20 protein-coding genes are annotated in these 20,553 nt (G+C 64.5%); 12 read left to right on the forward strand and 8 right to left on the reverse strand.

Annotated features, from left to right (window positions below; translation table 11 throughout):
* The first annotated feature begins 97 nt into the window (after positions 1-97).
* Positions 98-1,153, forward strand: a complete 1,056-nt coding sequence (locus ABID26_RS24220; protein WP_292302270.1) for a LacI family transcriptional regulator — start codon at positions 98-100, stop codon at positions 1,151-1,153.
* Positions 1,154-1,179: 26 nt separating this feature from the next.
* Here the strand turns inward: ABID26_RS24220 and ABID26_RS24225 are convergent, their stop codons facing one another.
* Positions 1,180-1,635 carry a DUF2269 family protein gene (locus ABID26_RS24225; RefSeq protein WP_292302272.1) on the reverse strand — a complete coding sequence of 152 codons (456 nt, stop codon included), beginning with the start codon at positions 1,633-1,635 and terminating at the stop codon, positions 1,180-1,182.
* A 151-nt stretch (positions 1,636-1,786) separates the two neighbouring features.
* Between ABID26_RS24225 and ABID26_RS24230 the strand changes: the two genes are divergently transcribed.
* Complete coding sequence (locus tag ABID26_RS24230; RefSeq protein WP_292302274.1) at positions 1,787-2,347, forward strand: TetR/AcrR family transcriptional regulator; 561 nt, start codon at positions 1,787-1,789, stop codon at positions 2,345-2,347.
* A 26-nt stretch (positions 2,348-2,373) separates the two neighbouring features.
* Here ABID26_RS24230 and gndA read toward each other — a convergent pair whose 3' ends face one another.
* From gndA to ABID26_RS24260, 6 genes are all read right to left on the reverse strand, one after another.
* Positions 2,374-3,801 (reverse strand): NADP-dependent phosphogluconate dehydrogenase, encoded by a 1,428-nt coding sequence (gndA, locus tag ABID26_RS24235; protein ID WP_292302276.1) that lies wholly within the window; start codon positions 3,799-3,801, stop codon positions 2,374-2,376.
* A 112-nt stretch (positions 3,802-3,913) separates the two neighbouring features.
* On the reverse strand, positions 3,914-5,548 hold the full coding sequence (locus tag ABID26_RS24240) for a copper resistance CopC/CopD family protein (protein ID WP_292302278.1): 1,635 nt from the start codon (positions 5,546-5,548) through the stop codon (positions 3,914-3,916).
* A gap of 52 nt (positions 5,549-5,600) precedes the next feature.
* Complete coding sequence (locus tag ABID26_RS24245; RefSeq protein WP_292302280.1) at positions 5,601-6,119, reverse strand: YcnI family copper-binding membrane protein; 519 nt, start codon at positions 6,117-6,119, stop codon at positions 5,601-5,603.
* Positions 6,120-6,157: 38 nt separating this feature from the next.
* Positions 6,158-6,700 (reverse strand): copper chaperone PCu(A)C, encoded by a 543-nt coding sequence (locus ABID26_RS24250; protein ID WP_435528605.1) that lies wholly within the window; start codon positions 6,698-6,700, stop codon positions 6,158-6,160.
* A gap of 95 nt (positions 6,701-6,795) precedes the next feature.
* The gene (locus tag ABID26_RS24255; protein ID WP_292302282.1) at positions 6,796-7,143 is read right to left on the reverse strand and encodes a hypothetical protein; all 348 of its coding nucleotides are present in this window, start codon (positions 7,141-7,143) and stop codon (positions 6,796-6,798) included.
* 127 nt (positions 7,144-7,270) lie between these two features.
* Positions 7,271-8,173, reverse strand: coding sequence for a GntR family transcriptional regulator (locus tag ABID26_RS24260; protein ID WP_292302284.1), 903 nt, complete (start codon positions 8,171-8,173; stop codon positions 7,271-7,273).
* 207 nt (positions 8,174-8,380) lie between these two features.
* On the opposite strand from ABID26_RS24260, the gene ABID26_RS24265 reads away from it, so the two are divergent.
* The 6 genes from ABID26_RS24265 to ABID26_RS24290 all read left to right on the forward strand — a co-directional run bounded on the left by ABID26_RS24265 (position 8,381) and on the right by ABID26_RS24290 (position 16,124).
* Entirely contained in the window at positions 8,381-9,931 is a 1,551-nt protein-coding gene (locus ABID26_RS24265; RefSeq protein WP_435528606.1) for a UxaA family hydrolase, read from the forward strand.
* Positions 9,932-9,975: 44 nt separating this feature from the next.
* Positions 9,976-10,974 (forward strand): aldo/keto reductase, encoded by a 999-nt coding sequence (locus ABID26_RS24270; protein WP_292302288.1) that lies wholly within the window; start codon positions 9,976-9,978, stop codon positions 10,972-10,974.
* A 336-nt stretch (positions 10,975-11,310) separates the two neighbouring features.
* Entirely contained in the window at positions 11,311-12,306 is a 996-nt protein-coding gene (locus tag ABID26_RS24275) for an ABC transporter substrate-binding protein (protein WP_292302290.1), read from the forward strand.
* Positions 12,307-12,524: 218 nt separating this feature from the next.
* A complete protein-coding gene (locus ABID26_RS24280) occupies positions 12,525-14,078 on the forward strand; it encodes a sugar ABC transporter ATP-binding protein (protein WP_292341232.1) in 1,554 nt (517 codons plus the stop codon).
* The gene (locus ABID26_RS24285; RefSeq protein ID WP_126097827.1) at positions 14,075-15,040 is read left to right on the forward strand and encodes an ABC transporter permease; all 966 of its coding nucleotides are present in this window, start codon (positions 14,075-14,077) and stop codon (positions 15,038-15,040) included. Before ABID26_RS24280 ends, ABID26_RS24285 begins: the two co-directional genes overlap by 4 nt.
* A 67-nt stretch (positions 15,041-15,107) precedes the next feature.
* Entirely contained in the window at positions 15,108-16,124 is a 1,017-nt protein-coding gene (locus ABID26_RS24290; protein WP_292342813.1) for a zinc-binding alcohol dehydrogenase family protein, read from the forward strand.
* 405 nt (positions 16,125-16,529) lie between these two features.
* On the opposite strand, the gene phnF is transcribed toward ABID26_RS24290, so the two are convergent.
* Entirely contained in the window at positions 16,530-17,276 is a 747-nt protein-coding gene (gene phnF / locus ABID26_RS24295) for a phosphonate metabolism transcriptional regulator PhnF (protein WP_126097825.1), read from the reverse strand.
* 127 nt (positions 17,277-17,403) lie between these two features.
* Here phnF and phnG point away from each other — a divergent pair, with 127 nt between their 5' ends.
* Genes phnG through ABID26_RS24315 form a run of 4 tightly spaced genes read left to right on the forward strand, consistent with a single transcriptional unit; the run spans position 17,404 to position 20,546 of the window.
* Positions 17,404-17,865, forward strand: coding sequence for a phosphonate C-P lyase system protein PhnG (gene phnG, locus ABID26_RS24300; RefSeq protein ID WP_126097824.1), 462 nt, complete (start codon positions 17,404-17,406; stop codon positions 17,863-17,865).
* Positions 17,865-18,476 carry a phosphonate C-P lyase system protein PhnH gene (phnH, locus tag ABID26_RS24305; RefSeq protein ID WP_126097823.1) on the forward strand — a complete coding sequence of 204 codons (612 nt, stop codon included), beginning with the start codon at positions 17,865-17,867 and terminating at the stop codon, positions 18,474-18,476. Before phnG ends, phnH begins: the two co-directional genes overlap by 1 nt.
* Position 18,477: 1 nt before the next feature.
* Positions 18,478-19,590, forward strand: a complete 1,113-nt coding sequence (locus tag ABID26_RS24310) for a carbon-phosphorus lyase complex subunit (RefSeq protein WP_126097822.1) — start codon at positions 18,478-18,480, stop codon at positions 19,588-19,590.
* Positions 19,587-20,546 carry an alpha-D-ribose 1-methylphosphonate 5-phosphate C-P-lyase PhnJ gene (locus ABID26_RS24315; protein WP_245460195.1) on the forward strand — a complete coding sequence of 320 codons (960 nt, stop codon included), beginning with the start codon at positions 19,587-19,589 and terminating at the stop codon, positions 20,544-20,546. The genes ABID26_RS24310 and ABID26_RS24315 overlap by 4 nt, the downstream gene beginning before the upstream one ends.
* Positions 20,547-20,553 lie beyond the last annotated feature (7 nt).

The raw sequence follows: 20,553 nt of genomic DNA on the forward strand, positions 1-20,553 counted from the left end.
TATATTGAACCGTGTCACGGGCTGAAAGCCGCGAAATGTCAACGCGCACGATTGCCGGTAGGCCTCGCGGCTGCTATGCGCCGGATGGGCGGGACGAATGGATAGACGAGCTACCGAGAAGGACGACGAGACGTCGGCCAAGGAACGGCCGACGCTGAAGACGCTTGCCTTCATGACCGGGCTGGGCGTCACGACCGTCTCGCGCGCGCTGAAGGATGCGCCCGAGATCGGCGCCGAGACCAGGCGCCGCGTGCAGCTCGTCGCCAAGCAGATCGGCTACCGGCCGAACCGTGCGGGCGTCAGGCTCAGGACCGGCAAGACCAACGTCATCAGCCTTGTGCTGAACACCGAGCACGAGATCATGAGCTTTGTCTCGGACATCATCTATGGCGTCACGGAGGTGATCGCCGACACGCCCTATCATCTGATCGTCACGCCCTATTCGCGCTCGCAGGATCCGCTGGATCCGGTGCGCTATCTGGTCGAGACCGGCTCCGCCGACGGCGTCATCATTTCACGCACCCAGCCCAACGACCCCAGGGCGCGCTATATGCTGGAGCGCGGCATTCCCTTCGCCACGCATGGCCGCACCGACATGGGGCTCGTGCATCCCTATCATGACTTCGACAACTACGCCTTCGCCGGCGAGGCGGTGCGCCACCTTGTCGGCATGGGCCGTCGACGCCTCGCTTTGGTGACGCCCCCGGTCGGCCTCACCTATTACGGTCATACGGTGAACGGCTTTGCCGATGCGCTGAGCGAGGTCGGCGCCAGCGAAGTGCCGTTCAACACCGTTTCCATCGACCACACGATCGAGCAGATCAGAATGCGGACCGCGCAATTGATGCGACGCGAGAACCGCCCGGACGGCATCGTCTCGAGCGCCGCCGCCGCGACGCTCGCCGTCGTCGCCGGCATTGAGGACGCCGGCCTGAAGCTCGGCCGCGACGTCGACGTGGTGTCGAAACAGTCGTCGGAACTGCTGCACCTGTTCCGCCGGGAGCTGCTGGTCGTCAACGAGAATTTCCGGCTCGCCGGCTCCGAGCTCGCCCGCGCGGTGCTCGGCTGGATCGGCGGCGCCGCGCCCGGCTCGCTGCAGTCGCTCAGCACGCCGGGCGAGGTCCAGGCCTACCGGCATTCGGAAGGCCAGTGACGCGGCGCCTTTCGCGACGGCGATCCTCATGCAAAGGGGTTCAGTTCGGGCTTCGCGGTCATCAAGGCGACAATAAGCGCAAAGAGCGTGATCATGGTCAGGCGTCCAACCAGCGCGCGTTTGTCGCCGGCAAAGGCTTTGACCTCGACGGCTGAGACGGCGCCGCGAAGTGCTGTTTGAGCTTGCGTCGCCCATGGGCGCACGAGCTTGTGCTCGACCGCCATCAAGGCAGCGACTAGCGCAAGCGACGCCATCAGCCACGGCGTCAGCAGGGACCAGCCGCCAAGAAACACAAGGACGATGCCAGCAAGCACACCGGGGCCTACCAGAAGCCCCGCAAAGCGACCGGCGAAGAAGGCCATTCTGGCCGGCCCTGGCTGCCCTCTTCGGGCAGGAATTAGCAGAAATTCATTCACCACGAACAACAGCAACGCGGCGCACATGGCGTATGCATGGAGTCCCAAAACAACTTCATAGAGCATCTGTCGTCATCCGCATCGTTAGAGCATTGGTGGACATAATGCGAGCGATAGCTCACAATTGTCTACTCGCATCGGAATCGACAGGAACATGCCGCCTAAGCCGCTCACGAACCCAAGGAAAAGCGCCTCTCAGGAGCGGTCGCGCGCGACGGTGGACGCGCTCGTCGAGGCGACTGCTCGCATTTTGATCCGGGAGGGTTTCGACAAAGCCAGCACCAACCGGATCGCCGCAGAGGCCGGCGTGAGCGTCGGCTCGCTTTACCAGTATTACCCGTCCAAGGAAGCGCTCGTTGCCGCCGTCATCGATCGTCACAACCAGGACATCATGCAGGTTGTGCGGCGGGCGTTCGCGGAGGTCGCCTCGCAGCCGGTCGAGCGGGCGGCGCGCAGGCTTATCGCCGTCGCGATCGAGGCGCATCGCATCGACCCCAAGCTGCACCGTGTCCTTGCCGAGCAAGTTCCGCGCACCGGACGCCTTGAAAACGTGGAGGCCTTCAATCGCGAAGCCCATGCCCTCTTCAAGAGCTATCTCGAAAGCCACAGCGACGAGCTACGCGTGGCCGACCCTGGGCTTGCGGCCTTCGTGTGCGTGACTTCGATCGAAGCGCTGGCCCATACCGCGGTGCTGCACAGCTCTGAAAAGCTATCGGATGAAGCGGCCGAAGCGCTCATCGATGAGGCTGCCCGGCTGATTATCGGATATCTGAAATAGACGTTCCGCGTGAGCGGCGGCGCGTCTCACCCGCCCGCGCCGCTGCCCCAAGGCCCATGGAACGCCCCCTGCTCGCCGATGCGCTCGAAGCCGTGCGCGCCGAAGAAATCGCGCTGCGCCTGGATCAGGTTCGAGGTGCCCCGGCCCTGGCGGTAGCTGTCGAAATAGGCGAGCGCGGAGGACAGCGCCGGCACCGGCGAGCCGGCCTCGGAGGCCCTCGCTACGATGCGTCGCAGCGACGGGTGCGCTTCCTTCATCATGGCGATGAAGGCCGGCGCCATCAGAAGGTTGGTGGAGGCGCCGCCTGACCCGAAAGCCTCCGCCATCGTGTCCAGCATCTGCGAGCGGATGATGCAGCCGGCGCGCCAGATCTTGGCGATGGTCGGCATCGGCAGGTTCCAGTTGAACTCCTTCGAGGCGCCGCTCATCACCGCGAAGCCTTGCGCGTAGGCGGCGATCTTGCCGGCGAACAGCGCCAATTCCAGATCCTTCAGCAGCGTCGCCTTGTCGCCGGAAATCTTCCCGACGCCGATATTGCCATAGGCCTTTTCCGCCGCCTGCCGCTCGTCCTTGATCGACGACAGCACGCGAGCCGCCACCGCGGCCTCGATGGCTGTTGCCGGAATGCCAAGCTGTTGCGCCTCGATGACCGACCATTTGCCGGTGCCTTTCTGACCGGCGCGGTCGAGGATGATGTCGACCACCGGCTTGCCGGTCTTGGGGTCGTCGGCGGCCAGGACCTTGGCGGTGATCTCGATCAGGTAGGAGTTGAGCCGGCCCTTGTTCCAGTCCTCGAAGACCTTGCCGATCTCCTTCGGCCCCATGTCCAGGCCGTCGCGCAGGATGCCGTATATCTCGGCGATCATCTGCATGTCGGCATATTCGATGCCGTTATGGATGGTCTTGACGAAATGGCCGGCGCCGTCGGTGCCGAGCCAGGCGGCGCAGGGCTCGTCCTTGAACTTGGCGGAGATCGCCGTCAGCACCTTCTCGACGCGCTTCCAGGAGTCTTCGGTGCCGCCGACCATGATCGACGGTCCATGACGCGCGCCCTCCTCGCCGCCCGACACGCCCATGCCGATGAAGGTCAGGCCCGAGCCGGAGAGTTCGGAGAAGCGCCGCATCGTGTCGCGGAAATTGGCGTTGCCGGCATCGATGACGATGTCGTTGTCGGAGAGCACCCCGCGCAGCGCCGCGATCTGCTCGTCGACCGGCTTGCCGGCCAGCACCATGATGATGATCGGCCTCGGCGGCCGGATCGCCGCAGCCAGTTGCTCCAGGCTGTAGCAGGGAACGACCATGTCCTTCAGCGCTCCGGCGCTCTCGACGAAGGCGTCGGTGCGCGATGGCGTCCGGTTGAAGACGGCGATGCGGTGCCCGTGCTCGGCGATGTTGAGCGCCAGGTTGGAGCCCATCGTGCCAAGGCCGATCAGGCCGATTTCGGCTTTTTCCATCGTTTCTTCCCTGCTTTCGAATGCTTTTGTTGAGGCCGTCGATTTGCAGGCGATGATTGACGAGCCTTCGCCGCGGCGTCAACCGCCTCGCCGAATTGTGTCTCGGTCTAGGTCACTGGGCTCTGATATCAATTGGCGCCTCTATCTTCACCATCTCGAAGTCGGAGACCAGAATGTCGAGGCGAGCGTTCCATCGACCGGATATCGGGATGACCAGATTGTCGACGCGCCAGGTGCCGTCGCCCGGCTTTATCGCCGGCCGCTTGATCGGTTCGATGCCGGAATCCGGCTTCGACAGCACCAGCGTCACCTGCTTGGCATCGAGCGGACCGAAATCGCCGGTCATCACGACGATCGAAGCCTCGACCTGTCCTGCATGGCCGGGCGTGATGCTGAGATCGGCCATCGCCTTCAGCGTGTGGATGTGGACCGACACCGGCTGCGCCGCGGCGATCGCCAGCGCGCGCGGCGGCGGCGTGAAGCGCCAGCCGGCGGCGACGCCGAAGACGGCGAGCGCGATCAGCATCTCGATGCCGATCGAACGCACCAGCCGCCGCTGCACCTCGGTGTCACCCGCCTCGGCTGGGGCGGTTAGCGTCCACCGGTTGACGGAGGCCAGCGTGAACAGGAACAACAGCAAGGCCAGTTTCAACAGCAGCAGGCGGCCATAGGCGGTGTTGATCAGCGCCGCCGGGTCCCGCACCTGGATAACCGACATCACGATACCGCTTGCGGCAAGCACGGCAACGACGGGCAGAATCGTGCGCGAGAACCGGCGCAGGAAAACCTTCGCTTCAGCCGGCTGGTGTCGCAAAACGAGGCCGAGCGGCGCCAGCGCGCCCGTCCAAAAGGCAATGGCTGTGCCGTGCAGGAACACCAAAGGCCGCATCAGCCATTGCGGCTCGGCCGCACTTGCATGTCCGCTGGCGGCAAGCGCTAAGCCCACGCCGACAAGTCCTGCCAGCGCAAGCAGCTTGCGAGAAGCCCCCGGTGCGACAAGGGACAGCAATGCCAGCCCAAGCGCGATCAAGCCAACCAGCACGGTCCAACTGAAGCTGGTTTCAATCGCGGTCTGCCAGACGACCGGCGCCGCGAACCGGACGAGCGGCGCGCCGAGCGAGTCCAGTCCCTGCAAGCCAAGCGAAAACGGGGCGGCGGCCAGCCCGCAGAGCAGAGCGCCGATGACGAAGCGCTGGCCGCAGCGGCGGTATTCGGCGAGCCAGGCGAGAGAGAAGGCGCCGCCGACGCCGAGAAAGAGGCCGGCATAGAGGAAGAACTTTCCGATCCAGATCATCGTGCGCAGCGACCAGTCGACGGTTTCACCGGCGACAGGCGCCGCGGTTGGCGCGCCGACGGAAAACAGCGCCGAACCGCCGACCGGATGGCCGTCCTCCGAAATCACCCGCCAGCTCAGCACATGCGTGCCCGATTTGAGCGTCTCGGGATTATCGATCTCGACGGTCCGTTCCGTGAGACGGAATGAGGTCAGCGCAAGCCGCGTGCCGTCCGGCCGCACGAGAGTGAGGACCAATGGCGAGACCGGCTCGCTGAAGGTCAGCGAGAAATGCGTAGGACTCTGCATCAGCACCGTGCCGTCGGCCGGATCGGTTGCGACCAGGGCCGCATGCGCGAAGGCGCGGCAAGGCAAGACCAGCAGCGCGATCAGCACGAAGGCCGCCACCAGGCTACTGGTGACAGGGTTGATGCGGGTGCCGCTCAGGCGGGCGGGGAAAATTGCTGCGTTCATGCGGTCTTTCGAGAAGCGATGGCGCGCCCGAATGGGACGCGCCATCAAGAGATCATTTCTTCGGCAGCAATTTGATGCCGGGCGCCGGATTTTCCAGAGCATCCTCATCCTGGCCCGCCGCCGGAATTTCGATCCAACGAACGGCAGCATCGCCGCATTCCTGCACCACCGGGAAATAGAGCATCTGGCCGGCCGGCAGATCGGCCGCCAGCGAAGCGCGGAAGACGAACTCGTCATAGAAGTCGTCAGGCAAATTGCCGCCGCTCCAGTCGACCTCCTTGACGCCGGTGGTCAGCGTCTCGCCATAGAGCTGGTACGACTTTTCGTATCTGCCCTTCTTGGTCTGCAGCGTCCAGCCGGGCTTCGGCATCGGCTTCACCGAAATGACGCCTTCCGGGATCTGCACCCGCACCGCTGTCGTCGCCTTGCCTTCACAGCCATGCGGTACGCGCAAGATTGCCTTGTAGGTCGAGCCGACGGCCGCTTCCTGGGTTTCGAGCGTAATGTGAGCGAGCGCGGCATTGGTGCCAAGCGCGCAAAGCGCGCCCACCGCCAAAAGATACTTTTTCATGAATTGTCCCTCTGATTTCGAATTGGCGGATGGCGGATTCACTCGGCGTGATCGTCCATGCCGCCCATTTCGCCCATGCCTTCGACGGCGAACTCAACGGTGACGCTGCCGGCCTTCTCGAAGGTCAAAGTGGCCGGGAATTTCTCGCCCTGCTTGGGCTGCCGCTTGAGGCCGACGAACATCAGGTGGTAGCCGCCGGGCTTCAGCTCGACCTTGCCGCCGGCCGGAATTTCCAGCCCGCCGCTGACCGGCCGCATGGTCATGACGCCGTCCTTGACGCCCATCTCATGCAGTTCGGCCTTGTCGGAGACCTCGGAGGAAATCGACAGCAGCCGGTCGGGCGCGCTGCCCTTGTTGGTGACCGTGAAATAGCCGCCGGCCACCTTGGCGCCGGGCGGCGTCGCGCGCGACCACGGGTGCCCGATTTCCAGGTCGCCGGCCTTGAATTCATGCGCCAGGGCGCTGGGAACGCTAGCTAAGAGGAGAAGGAGGACGAACACGGCAAGACTCAAGTGTTCGAAGCTGCGTGAAGGCATGCCGTGATGAGCGTGCGCACGCGCTGCAGGAAGAAGATTGGACATGGTTGCTCCATGGCTACGAGGTCGCGCCGGCGTCCGGTCGCGAGCAGTCTGATCTTGGATGAATGCGCCCGCGAAAAGTTCCGCGGATCGGACAGTCAGACTATTGCCGGCGGCGCGCGCGGATTGGCCGGAGAGCGGGTGCGGGCAAAGTCCAAGTGCCTGAACGCCGGCGCCGGGAAGGCGACGGCCTCCAACAGCTCCGCTCGGACCAGCGGGCTAGAGTCCGGCGGCGGAAAATGCGCCGGTGAAACCATAGGGCAGCCAGACGAACAGCAGGCCGGAAGATTCTGCTGGTGCGGGTCGCCGCCGGGGAATTTGACCGCCCCTTCATGGGTGCAGATGATGTTGCCGAAGGCATCGAGCTGCGACGGCCCGCCAAAGGCGAAAGCGCCGAGCGCCGACTGAACCAACAGCAGCAGCGCCGCGACGAACGCGGCTGGCATGCTCCATCGTCTCAGCCGGATATCCAACAGACTGCCTCTTCCAAGCAACTCAACCGACCCTAGCATGGGGACAGCAACCGGAAAATCGGCAAAACCATCCTGCGGCAACGCGGCGCGATGTGCCGCATCAGGCCGGCTGCACCTGCCGCCCTTCCGGAATGGAGCTCAGCAGCGTTTGGCGCGCCGACTTCAGATGCTTTCGGCAAGCGGCATCCACTTTGCCGGGATCGCGCGATTTCAGCGCCGCGATATAGGCCAGATGCTCCTGGACCGCGACCTCGTTGCGCTCACGTTCCTGCGCCTTGTTCCACTGGTAGTGGTAATGGAAGATCATCGCGATCACATCGTAGAAATCGACGATGAAGCGGTTGTGCGAGGCGCGGTGGATCAGCCGGTGGAAGCGCTCGTCGAGCTCGGAGAATTCGTTGAAGCGGGTGGCGATCTCGCCGGCCAGTTGGCGGTGCTCCTCCTCCAGCCTGTCGAGATCGGCCCAGACCGCGCTCTCTTCCGGCAGCGCGACGAAAGCGGCAGCCGAGCGCAGCTCGAACATTTCGCGGATTTCGGTCAGCTCCAGCGCGAAAGCGCGGGTGAAGCCCTTTAGCACCCAGTGGCTGTTGCGTCGCTTTTCGATCAGGCCGAAGCGCGAGAAGCGGATCAGGAATTCGCGCACGCTGGTGGTGCCGACGCCGATCTCGCGCGCCAGCTCCAGCTCGTTGAGCTGCATGCCGGCTTCGGCGCCTTCGGCAAGCAGCCGGCGCATGAAGGAGCGCTCGATGATTTCGGCCAGCGAATCGGTCTCTTCCTCGGGAAAGAAATCTTCCGGCTTCGGCGCCCGCAGCACGGTCTTGTTGCGCTTGTTCCAGTCGATCAGCCCGGTCTCCTCCATGCGCGAAAGGATGCTGCGCACCGTGGTGCGGCTGACGCCGAGCAGCGTCCCAAGCTCCGGCTCCGACGGCAGGCTCTTGGTTTCGTCGAGCAGCCGCAAGCCGCGGTTGAAGGCGTCCTTGTAGACATTGTTGCTCTTCGACATGCCCCGTATCCCCAACGCTTGCGGCGGCCCGCCGGAAGCGTGATATGATCGGTGTTCCTAGCGCAAGCCTCCGAAAAGCGGAACGGCTTTCGCCGGCTTGCCGAACGAGCAATTGCGCACCGAAAGAACGCGCGCCGCTCGCGGTGAAAAAACAATTGACGCAAAAATGTTTTTTCACGATAAAAGACATTATCCTCAAACGGGCGCATGTCAATCCGCCCACATTCCCAGGACTACCCAGGACAGCCGCCCGTGAACGCCGCAAAAACCATCCTTCTTTCCCCCGCCGACAATGTCGCGGTCGCCAATGGCCGCATCGAGATCGGCACGGCCTTGCCCGGCGGCGCGGTTGCCGTGGCAGCGATAGACCCCGGCCACAAGGTGGCGATCAAGCCGATCGCGGCCGGCGAAGCGGTGGTGAAATATGCGCAGGCAATCGGCCGCGCAACGCAGGACATCGCGCCGGGCGAGCATGTCCACTCGCACAATCTGGTGTTCGAGAGCGGGCGCTTGCCGGTGGTGCCGCCGAGCGCGGCCGAGCATGCCACCGAGGCCGACCGCAAGCGCACCTTCATGGGCTATCGCCGCGCCGACGGCCGCGCGGGAACGCGCAACTTCATCGGCATTGTCGCCAGCGTCAATTGCTCGTCCACCGTCTGCCATGCCATCGCCGACGAGGCCAACCGCACGCTTTTGCCCAAATATCCCGGCATCGACGGCTTCGTGCCGATCGTGCACGGCCAAGGCTGCGGCATGAGCGCCACCGGCGACGGCATGATGGTTCTGCATCGCACGCTCGCCGGCTATGCGCGCCACCCGAATTTCGGCGGCGTGCTGATGGTGGGGCTGGGCTGCGAGGTCAACCAGCTCACGCTTTACGGCCAGAAAGGCGTCGCGGCGGGAAAACGCCACTTCAATATCCAGGAAGCCGGCGGCTCGCGAAAATCCGTCGAGAAGGCGATGGGCGTGCTGGCGGAGATCGCCGAGGAAGTGGGCCAATTGCAGCGCGAGCCGATCCCGGTCAGCGAGATCGTCGTCGGCCTGCAATGCGGCGGCTCGGACGGCATGTCCGGCATCACCGCCAACCCGGCGCTGGGTGCCGCGGTCGACATCCTCGCCGGCGTCGGCGGCATCGGCATCCTGTCCGAGACCACCGAGATTTACGGCGCCGAGCATCTGCTCGCCTACCGCGCTGCCTCGCCCGAGATCGCCGCCAAGCTCGACAGCTATGTCAAGTGGTGGGAGGACCATACCGCCAAGCACGGCGCCTCGATCGACAACAACCCCTCGCCCGGCAACAAGCGCGGCGGCCTGACCACGATCCTGGAGAAGTCGCTGGGCGCGGTAGCGAAGGGCGGCCAGACGCCGCTCAACGGCGTCTTCGGCTATGCCGAGAAGGTCAGCGGCAGCGGCCTGGTGTTCATGGACACGCCCGGCTACGACCCGGTCTCGGCCACTGGCCAGGTCGCCGGCGGCGCCAACGTCATCGTCTTCACCACCGGCCGCGGCTCCTGCTTCGGCTGCCGGCCGACGCCGTCGATCAAGGTCGCCACCAACTCGACCATGTACCACCAGATGGAGGAGGACATGGACGTCAATTGCGGCGTCATCGCCTCGGGCGAGAAGACCATCGCCGGCATGGGCCGCGAGATCTTCGAGCTGATCATCGAGACGGCGTCCGGCCGCAAGACCAAGAGCGAGGCGTTCGGCTACGGCGATAACGAGTTCGTGCCCTGGCACCTCGGCGCAACGCTCTAAGTATTTCAAAACATCGGCCGGGCGAACGGCAAGGGGAGGCTTTGATGAACAAACGCCGGATCGGCACCACTGCGCTCGAAGTGACCGAAATCAGCTTCGGCGGCGCAGCGATCGGCGGGCTTTATCGCGCCTGTCCGCGCGAACCCGCGATGGAAACGCTGCAGACGGCCTGGGACGGCGGCCTGCGCTATTTCGACACCGCGCCCTTCTACGGCTTCGGCCTGTCGGAGCGCCGGACCGGCGACTTCCTGCGCGAGAAGCCGCGCTCGTCTTATGTGCTCTCGACCAAGGTCGGGCGCCTGTTCCGGCCGGTGCCGGAGGACCAGGTTCCCGATCACTCCTATGTCGATCCGCTGCCCTTCGCGCTCGACTACGACTATTCCTATGACGGCATCATGCGCTCGGTGGATTTTTCCTACGCGCGGCTCGGCCTCAACAGAATAGACATCCTGTTCGTCCACGACATCGGCGTCTACACGCATGGCGTCGAGGCGACGAAAATCCATTTCCGCCAGCTCATGGATGGCGGACTGAAGGCGCTGGAAGAACTGAAGTCATCCGGCACGATCTCGGCCTACGGCCTCGGCGTCAACGAGGTGCAAATCTGCCTCGACGTGCTCCGCCGCGCGCCGCTCGACTGCATCCTGCTCGCCAGCCGCTATTCGCTGCTCGACCGCAGCGCCGAGGCCGAACTGCTGCCGCTCTGCCGCGAGCGGCAGACATCGCTGATCATCGGCGGTGTCTTCAACTCGGGCATATTGGCGACAGGCCCGGTGCACGGCGCGCATTTCGATTATCTGCCGGCGAGCAAGGATATCCTCGACAGGGTCGGCGCGATGGAAAGGATCGCCGGAGAAGGCGGCTATCCGCTGGCCGCGGCCGCGTTCCAGTTTCCGCTGCATGAGCCGGTCGTCGCCTCGGTGCTGACCGGCACGGCCAAGCCCGCCAATCTGACGCGCAACCTCGAACTGCTCGACATCGAGGTGCCAGCGGCTGAGTTCGCCAAATACGACCCTTACACGGTCGTCCAGCAGCTCGGTTGAGATGCCGACGGCTACGTGCTTGTTGGCCATGTGTCGGCTTCACAATCGTGCGATTTCCCGAATCGGAATGAATATTCCATATTGACATAATTGTGGAATTAACATTCCATATTGGAAGGGAGGATCGGAAGCATCTGGGTGCCGCATAGGAGGAGCCGGTAAAGCCGGACGCGCCGGCCCGCACCACGCAAAAGGCATCAGACACCGCTTGCATCGGCCGGACCGATGCACTATCAAAAGGCGGCAAATGTTTTTTATTGATAAAGTTCTGTTTGGCTCGCGCCTGTCCAGATGGAGCTTCCGAACCTTCACCAGGCGACCTTAGGGAGGAACCTAATGAAATTTGTGACCAGCCTTCTCAACCGCCGCGCCTTTGTGGCGCTCGCCGCCGCCTCGATGCTCGCCGGCGCGATGCATTCGGCACCCGCCTCGGCGGCCGACGTGACCATCCCGATCATCGTCAAGGACACCACCTCCTTCTACTGGCAGATCGTGCTGGCCGGCGCGCGCAAGGCCGGCAAGGACCTCGGCATCAACGTGCCGGAGCTCGGCGCCCAGGCTGAGACCGATGTCAACGGCCAGATCTCGATCCTCGAGAACGCCGTCGCCGGCAATCCCGCCGCGGTCGTGATCGCACCGACGGAAGCCAAGGCGCTCGGCAAGCCGATCGACGAGGCAGCTTCCAAGGTCAAGGTCATCGGCATCGACTCCAGCGCCGAATCCAAGGCCTTCACCTCCTTCCTCACCACCGACAATGTCGAGGGCGGCCGCGTCGCGGCTCGAGGTCTGGCGGCAGCGATCGGCGCGGCCAATGGCGGCAAGGTCGAGGGCAAGGTTGCGCTGATCACCGCGCTGCCTGGCGCCGGCTCGCTCGAGCAGCGCGCGCAAGGGTTCAAGGAAGAGCTCAAGGCGAAATATCCCGGCCTCGAGCTCGTCGCCGACAAATATGCCGATGGCCAGGCCACGACCGGCCTCAACATCGCGACCGACCTGATCACCGCCAATCCGGACCTCAAGGGCATCTTCGCCTCGAACCTGATCATGGCGCAGGGCGTCGGCCAGGCGATCGCCGAGAACAGCCTTGCCGGCAAGGTGGCGCTGATCGGCTTCGACAGCGACGAGAAGCTGATCAAGTTCCTCAACGACGGCGTCATCTCCGGCCTCGTCGTCCAGGATCCGTACCGGATGGGTTACGACGGCATCAAGACCGCTTTAGCCGCCTCGAAGGGCGAGAAGGTCGAGGCCAATGTCGACACCGGCGCCAACCTCGTCACCAAGGACAACATGAAGGATGCGAAGATCGACGCGCTGCTCAACCCGAAGCTCAACTGAGCGGCATCGCGACAATCGTTTCCGGGGCCTCGCCGCCCCGGAAACATCCACCGCAAGCGGTTTGGAAATTCGTCGGCTTGCCCTGCGCAATTCCAGGAAAAGTGTGTAGCGGTTTTCCGTACGGAATTGCGTAAACTAGCTTTAGGCTCCGCCAACAAAATGCGCGCCAGACGCATCGCTGCGTACCCAACGGTTGAGATCGATCTGGGAGGACTGTCATGACGTCGACGGCTCAGGAACTGCACCCCGCACCAACGCTGGAGCCCGGCCGGACGATCCTGGAACTCAAAGGGCTCGAAAAGCGCTATCCCGGCACGCATGCGCTGAAGCCGGTGGACCTTGCCTTCAAGGCAGCCGAGATCCACGCCATCGTCGGCGAGAACGGCGCCGGTAAATCGACGCTCATCAAACTTTTGACCGGCGTCATGCCGCGTACCTCCGGCGAGGTGATCTGGGAAGGCAAGGCGGAAGCGCTGGCCACGCCGCATGAGGCGATGGCTCTCGGCATCAATGCCGTCCATCAGGAGGTCGTGCTCTGTCGCCACCTCACCGTCGCCGCCAACATGTTCCTCGGCGAGGAGAATTCGCGCTTCGGCCTGCTGCAGCAGCGCGCCATGGTGAAGGAAGCGCAGAAGATCATCGACGGGCTGGGCTTCGACCTGCCGGCGCATGTCATGCTCGGCGACCTCACCATCGGCCAGCAGCAGCTGATCGCCGCAGCCCGCGCCACGGTGCGCGGCACCAAGTTCCTGATCTTCGACGAGCCGACCGCCTACCTCACCCGCAAGGAAGCCGACCAGCTCTTCAAGCTGATCCGCCGGCTGAAGGGCGAAGGCGTCACCATCATCTATATCAGCCACCGCATGGAGGAGGTCTTCGAGCTTGCCGACCGCGTTTCGGTGCTGCGCGACGGCACCCTCGTCGGCACCCGGAAGATCGCCGAGACCAACGAGCCGGAACTGGTCAAGCTGATGATCAACCGCTCGATCGAGCAGATCTATCACAAGGAGCATTTCACGCCGGGCGCGACGATCGTCGAGACGAGGAACCTCTCGGGCAAGGGTTTCGAGAACGTTTCGGTGATCGTCCGCGCCGGCGAGATCGTCGGCCTTTACGGCCTGATCGGCGCCGGCCGCAGCGAGTTCGTCACCACGCTCTACGGCCGTCACAAGAAGTCGGCCGGCCAGATTTTTTGGCAAGGCAAGGAGGTGCAGGTCAATTCCGAGCATGACGCTATAAGGCTCGGTATGGCGCTGGCGCCGGAAAGCCGCCGCGACCAGGGCCTTTGCCTCAACCTGCCGGTCGGCATGAACCTCAACCTGCCGATCTACAAGCGCATATCGAGCAATCTTCTGATCTCCGGCGCACGCGAGAAGGCCGAAGCCGACCGCCAGATCGCCGATCTCAGGATCAAGACGCCGACGCGCAACGCGCTGGCCTCCAGCCTGTCGGGCGGCAACCAGCAGAAGATCGTCATCGGCAAATGGCTGGCGCATGGCGCCAAGCTGTTCATCTTCGACGAGCCGACGGTGGGCGTCGATGTCGGCACCAAGGCCGAGATCTACCGCCTGTTCTCGACGCTTTTGTCCAAGGGCGCCGGCATCATCCTGATCTCGTCCTATCTGCCGGAAGTCTATGAGCTCGCCGACACGCTGCATGTGTTCCGGCGCGGCAAGCTGGTCGCCACGCATGGTTTCCGCACCGCCAGCCACGAGGACATTTTGGGTCAGGCGCTGGCCGAGAAACAAGAAAAGTCGGGAGGACAAAAATGAGCACCGAGGCGATCCCCGCCGAAAAACCCAAGCGCAATTTCAATGCCTTGTTCGGGCTGACGCTGCTTGGCCTTTTGCTGCTGATGTGGATCGTGCTGGCTCTCGCCACGCCTTCCTTCGCCACGGCGCTCAACATCACCAATCTTCTGCGCCAGGGCTCGCTGATCGCCATCCTCGCCGTCGGCCAGACCTTCGTCATCATCACCGGCGGCATCGACCTTTCCGTCGGTGCCGTGGTCGGTTTCACTACAGTCGTCGTCGCGCTACTGATCAACGCCGGCTGGCCGATCTGGGCGGCTGTGCTGATCACCCTGCTGGTCGGCGTCGCCATCGGCCTCTTCCACGGTTTCGGCATCGTCAAGATGGGCCTGCCGCCCTTCATCATCACTTTGGCCACCATGACGTCGCTGCGCGGCATCGGTCTCCTGATGACCAACGGCAACTCGATCTCGATCAACAGCGATTCGTTCCAGGCCTTCTCGCGCGGTTCGCTGCTCGGCATCCCCTACCTCTTCTGGATGGTGATCCTGGTCGCGATACCGTCCTACGTTTTCCTGCACCACACGCGCTGGGGCCGCTATTTGTTCTCGGTCGGCTCCAACGCCGAGGCCGCGCGCCTGTCCGGCGTCAACGTGCCGCGCACCATCTTCATGGCCTATATCCTGTCGGGCCTGCTGGCGGCCTTCGTCGGCGTGCTCTTGGCGTCCCGCATCGGTATCGGCAATCCGACGCAGGGCGACACCTATGAACTGCAGGCCATCGCCTCGTCGGTGATCGGCGGCACCTCGCTGTTCGGCGCCATCGGCTCGGTGCACGGTCCGCTGATCGGCTCCTTCATCCTTTCCACGATCAACAACGGCGCCAACCTGCTCAACGTCAACACCTTCTGGCAGCGCGTCATCACCGGTGTCTTGATCATCGTCATCGTCTACTTCGACGGCCTGCGCCGTCGCGGCAAATAGTCCCTGAAATGACGCGCCGGCCTGATCGACCGATGGGCCGGCGCTCTCTTGAATACTGGATCAGCGCATGAAAGCCGTCGTCTGCCGCTCGCCCGGCGACCTTGTTCTCGAAGACCGCGCCGCGCCCGGCGCGCCGCCGCCCGGCTGGGCGCGGGTGGCGGTCAGCCATGTCGGCATCTGCGGCACCGACTACCACATCTTCGAAGGCAAGCACCCTTTCCTCGCCTATCCGCGCATCATGGGCCACGAGGTTTCGGGCACAGTCGTGGAAAGCGGTGAAGGCGTCGACCTTCCCGTCGGCGAGCCGGTGATCATCAATCCCTATCTCGCCTGCGGCAAATGCATCGCCTGCCGGCACGACAAGCCGAACTGCTGCGTCAGGATCGAGGTGCTTGGCGTACACCGCGACGGCGCCATGTGCGACGAGATCCTGGTGCCGGCCGAGAATCTTTACCCGGCAAACGGCCTGACGCTGGCCGATGCGGCCGCGGTCGAATTCCTGGCGATCGGCGCGCACGCCGTTCGGCGTTCGCTTGGTGCGCAAGGCGCGCGCACGCTGGTCATCGGCGCCGGTCCGATCGGACTCGGTACAGCGATCTTCGCGCGCATTGCCGGGTTTAACGTCAGCCTGCTCGACATGAGCACGGAACGGCTCGGTTTCGCAGAAGGCGCGCTCGGCTTTGCCGCGCTCGACGGTTCGAAAGCACCAGCGACCGACCTGGTACGGGAGGCGACGAGCGGCGAAGGCTTCGACCTGGTCTTCGACGCCGCCGGCAACACGCAGTCGGTAGAGTCGGCCTTCGCCCATGTCGCACATGGCGGCACGCTGGTGCTGGTCAGCGTCGTCAAGGACGACATCACCTTCTCCGATCCCGAGTTCCACAAACGCGAGATGACGCTGGTCGGCAGCCGCAATGCGCTCCGTGCCGATTTCGACCACGTCGCCGCCTCGATCCGCAATGGTGCGGTGCCGCTCGGGAAACTCGTCACGCATCGCACGACGCTCGCCGGAACGCCGCGCGATCTCGCGCGATGGGCGCATGAGAAGTCGGGATTGATCAAGGCGGTTATCGAGGTTGGGTGAGACGCTGGTTCGCAGGTCGGCTTGCGTCGGCGATTGGCGGAAAACGCCAAGGGAGTCGTCCTAGGGTGAAGCAAGGGGCGAAGACTCTGGGACCCTATGACTTCAGAACGCCTCAGCAGCGCAGCACTCCGAAACGCTGGCGGGACAGCACCCCCTCTGTCCTGCCGGACATCTCCTCCGCAAGGGGGGAGATCGGATGTTGCGCGGCTTTCGCCAATTGTCGACGTCGAAGAAGGGCGCGGCGCTTAAGCTGCCAATCTCCCCCCTTGCAGGGGAGATGTCCGGCAGGACAGAGGGGGGTGTGAAAGAACGCGGCGTCACAGTACCTTTCTTAATCGTCTTTATCCAAGGGATCTCCGCGACGGAGCTTCGCTCCTGCTACGCCCCGGATGACGACGTCGAAGGCTAATCGTTCGCCGAAAGCCTGAGTTCCACCCGCTCCGCGGGAAAGCGCGACTCCGCGAACTGGATCGGCTGGCCGTCGAGCGTGACGTTGACCGCAACCGCCACCAGCACGATGGCGCCAGGCTGCAAATCCAGTGCGGCAAGATCGTCGGCATCGGCATGACGGGCCGACAACACCGTCGAGTGCCTCAGATAGTCGTTGATGCCGAAGCGCTTGAGCGAGGCGGTGATCGATCCCGTCTCCGCCATCGCGGCCTCGATGCCGGCGAAGCGCTTGGCGTCGAACCAGGTCGTCGCCCGCGACACCGGATGCCCGTCGGCCTCGCCGCGCGTTTCCAGCCGGATCACCGCTGCCCCCCTGGCGATCCCGAGCGCCTCGGCGATGCGCCGGTTGGCCGGCTCGGTCGAGGACGACAACAGAGCGATGTGGCGCTCGGTCGTCTGTCCCTGCAGCCCGGTCGAAAAGCGTGTGCGGGCGCCGATCGGATAGGACAGCCGCTTGCGCGATAAGACGAAGGTGCCGCGCCCCTGCTCGGCCTTGAGCACGCCGTCCTGCACCAGGGCTGCAATGGCGCTGCGCACCGTATGGCGATTGACGCCGTAGCGTTCCGCCAGCGCGACCTCGGGCGGCAGCGCCGCGTTCTCGGCGAAATCGCCGCTCGCGATCCCCTGCAATATCTTGTCGGCGATCTGGCGCCACAGCGACACGCCGCTGCGCCTTTCAATGCTGCTCGCAATTCCGATCATTTCCCCGCCGCCAAACTTTTACGCTCCTTTGTCATCCACCCGTCATGGACTCTCGCTAGGTGATGAGTATAATTTGTATAGTTGTCTATATCAATAGATAAATTATCTTCATGCGAGGAGTGAAGCCATGCGAGGACAGGAAGCGCGCGAGCAGGCCGAGCGGAAGGCTATGATGGCGACGCTGGCGCATGCGGCGGCCGATGAAATCACGCGTCTTTGGAACGGCTCCGGCCTGCCCTCCGAGGCCGAACTGCTGCGCGGCCCGGAAACCGGGCTGGTGACGGTGCGCGGGCGGATCGGCGGCGGCGGCGCGCCCTTCAATGTCGGCGAGGCGACGGTCACCCGCGCCACCGTGCGGCTGCCCTCCGGACAGGTCGGCCATTCCTATGCGCTCGGCCGCGACAAGGGGAAGGCGAAGCTCGCGGCAATAGCCGACGCGCTCTGGCAGGACCCGGCTCATCGCGAGGCGGTCGAGAGAAAACTGGTCGCGCCGTTGCGCGCGGTGCTCGAGGCGGCGCACGAGAAGCGGCGTGTCGAGACGGCGGCCACGAAGGTCGATTTCTTCACCATGGTGCGCGGAGAGGACTGATGGACATCGCCACGCAATCGATCGAAGGCGGCTTCGTCGATCCCGTCTTCAACGCTCAAGTCGTGTTTCGCGCCATCATGGATGCGATGGCGCGCCCCGGCAGCGTGCAGGCCCTGCCGCCGCTCGCCCATCCGCCGGCGCCGCTGTCGGCGACCGCCGGCGCCGTGGCGCTTTCGCTCTGCGACAACGACACGCCGATCTGGCTCGATCCACGGCTGCAGGCGGAAGCTTCCGTCAAGGCCTGGCTCGGCTTCCACACCGGCGCGCCCTTGGCCAACACGCCGGCCGATGCCCATTTCGCTTTGATCGCCAATCCGGCGGAGATGGCGGCGCTCGACGGCTTTTCGCAAGGCACGCAGGAATATCCCGACCGCTCGACGACGCTGATCCTGTTGGTCGACGATCTCGCCTCCGGTCCGTCGCTGCTGCTTGAAGGGCCGGGCATCGAGAAGACCGCGATGATCGCGCCGACAGCCATGCCGCGCCATTTCGTCGAGCAGTGGAAGCAGAACAACCAGCGGTTCCCGCGCGGCGTCGACATCGTCCTCGCGGCGCCCGGCAGCCTCGCCTGCCTGCCGCGCACCACCCGCATCAAGACGATGGAGGCATGACATGTATGTCGCGGTGAAAGGTGGCGAAGCCGCAATTGCCAATGCGCACCGCCTGCTTGCCGATCGCCGGCGCGGCGACCGCTCGGTGCCTGCGCTGCGCCTCGACCAGATCGTCGAGCAGCTGGCGCTTGGCGTCGACCGGGTGATGAGCGAGGGCTCGCTCTATGACCGCGAGCTTGCGGCTTTAGCCGTCGTCCAGGCCCGCGGCGACATGATCGAGGCGATCTTCCTGGTGCGCGCCTACCGCACCACGCTGCCGCGCTTCGGCTACACCAGTCCGGTCGACACCGGCGCCATGCAGGTCGAGCGGCGCGTGTCGGCCACCTACAAGGATCTGCCCGGCGGCCAGGTGCTCGGCCCGACCTTCGACTACACCCATCGCCTGCTCGACCCCGAGCTTGCCGTCGGCGCCGATGTCGAGGCGCCCGCGCAGCGTCCGGCCGAAGCCGAAGCCATGCCGCGCGTTTCCGCGATCCTCGCCCATGAAGGGCTGATCGAGGCCGATGGGGAGATGCCGCTGGACCATGTGCCCGGCGACATCACGCGCGAGCCGCTGCAGTTCCCGATGGCGCGCGACATCCGCCTGCAAGCGCTGTCACGCGGCGACGAGGGGTTCCTGCTGGCGCTCGGCTATTCGACGCAGCGCGGCTATGCCCGCAACCATCCCTTCGTCGGCGAGATCCGCATCGGCGAGGTCGAGCTGGAGCTTGATGTGCCGGAGTTGCCTTTCGCCGTGCCGCTCGGTTCCATCCGCGTCACCGAATGCCAGATGGTCAACCAGTTCAAGGGCTCGGCCAAGGCGCCGCCGCAATTCACCCGCGGCTATGGCCTGGTCTTCGGCCAGAGCGAGCGCAAGGCGATGGCCATGGCGCTCTGCGACCGGGCGCTGCGCGCGAGCGAGCTCGGCGAGGATGTGATTGCCGCCGCGCAGGACGAGGAGTTCGTCATCTCGCACTCCGACAATGTCCAGGCAACGGGCTTCGTCGAGCATCTGAAGCTGCCGCACTATGTCGACTTCCAGGCCGAGCTCGACCTCGTGCGCCGCATGCGCGCCGAATACGAGGCGCGCGATAATGAAGACAAGGCCGAGGAGAAGAGGGAGGCCGCGGAATGACAGCGCAACCGACAGAGATCGCCACCTACAACTTCGCCTATCTCGACGAACAGACCAAGCGGATGATCCGCCGCGCCATCCTGAAGGGCATTGCCATTCCCGGCTACCAGGTGCCCTTCGCCTCGCGCGAGATGCCGATGCCTTACGGCTGGGGCACAGGCGGCGTTCAGGTCACCGCCTCGATCATCGGTCCGGATGACGTGCTGAAGGTCATCGACCAGGGCGCCGACGACACCACCAACGCCGTCTCGATCCGCGCCTTCTTCAAGAAGGTCGCCAACGTCGCCGTCACCACCGAGACGGCGAAGGCCACCATCATCCAGACCCGTCACCGCATCCCCGAACATCCGCTCGATGCCGGCCAGGTGCTGGTCTTCCAGGTGCCGATCCCCGAGCCGCTGCGTTTCCTTGAGCCGCGCGAGACCGAGACCCGCAAGATGCATGCGCTCGAGGAATACGGCCTCATGCATGTGAAGCTCTATGAGGACATCGCCAGGCACGGCCGCATCGCCACCACCTACGCCTATCCGGTCAAGGTCGAGGGCCGCTATGTGATGGACCCCTCGCCGACGCCCAAATTCGACAATCCGAAGATGCACCGTTCCCCGGCCCTGCAGCTTTTCGGCGCCGGCCGCGAGAAGCGCATCTACGCGGTGCCGCCCTTCACCGACGTCGTCAGCCTCGATTTCGAGGATCATCCCTTCGAGGTGCAGACCTTCGACCAGCCCTGCGCGCTTTGCGGCGCCGAGAACGTCTACCTCGACGAGGTCATCCTCGACGACCATGGCGGGCACATGTTCGTCTGTTCCGACACCGATCACTGCGAGAAGCGGCGCGCCGATCCTACCTCCTCCTTGTGGGGAGGTAGCGCCGAAGGCGCGGGTGGGGGTGATGGCGAATTCCTCTCAACCCCCACGCCGGCGCTGCGCGCCGACCCTCCCCACAAGGGAGGGTAAGGAGGCA

It is taken from the genome of Mesorhizobium shonense, assembly GCF_040545255.1.
GTDB lineage: Bacteria > Pseudomonadota > Alphaproteobacteria > Rhizobiales > Rhizobiaceae > Mesorhizobium > Mesorhizobium shonense.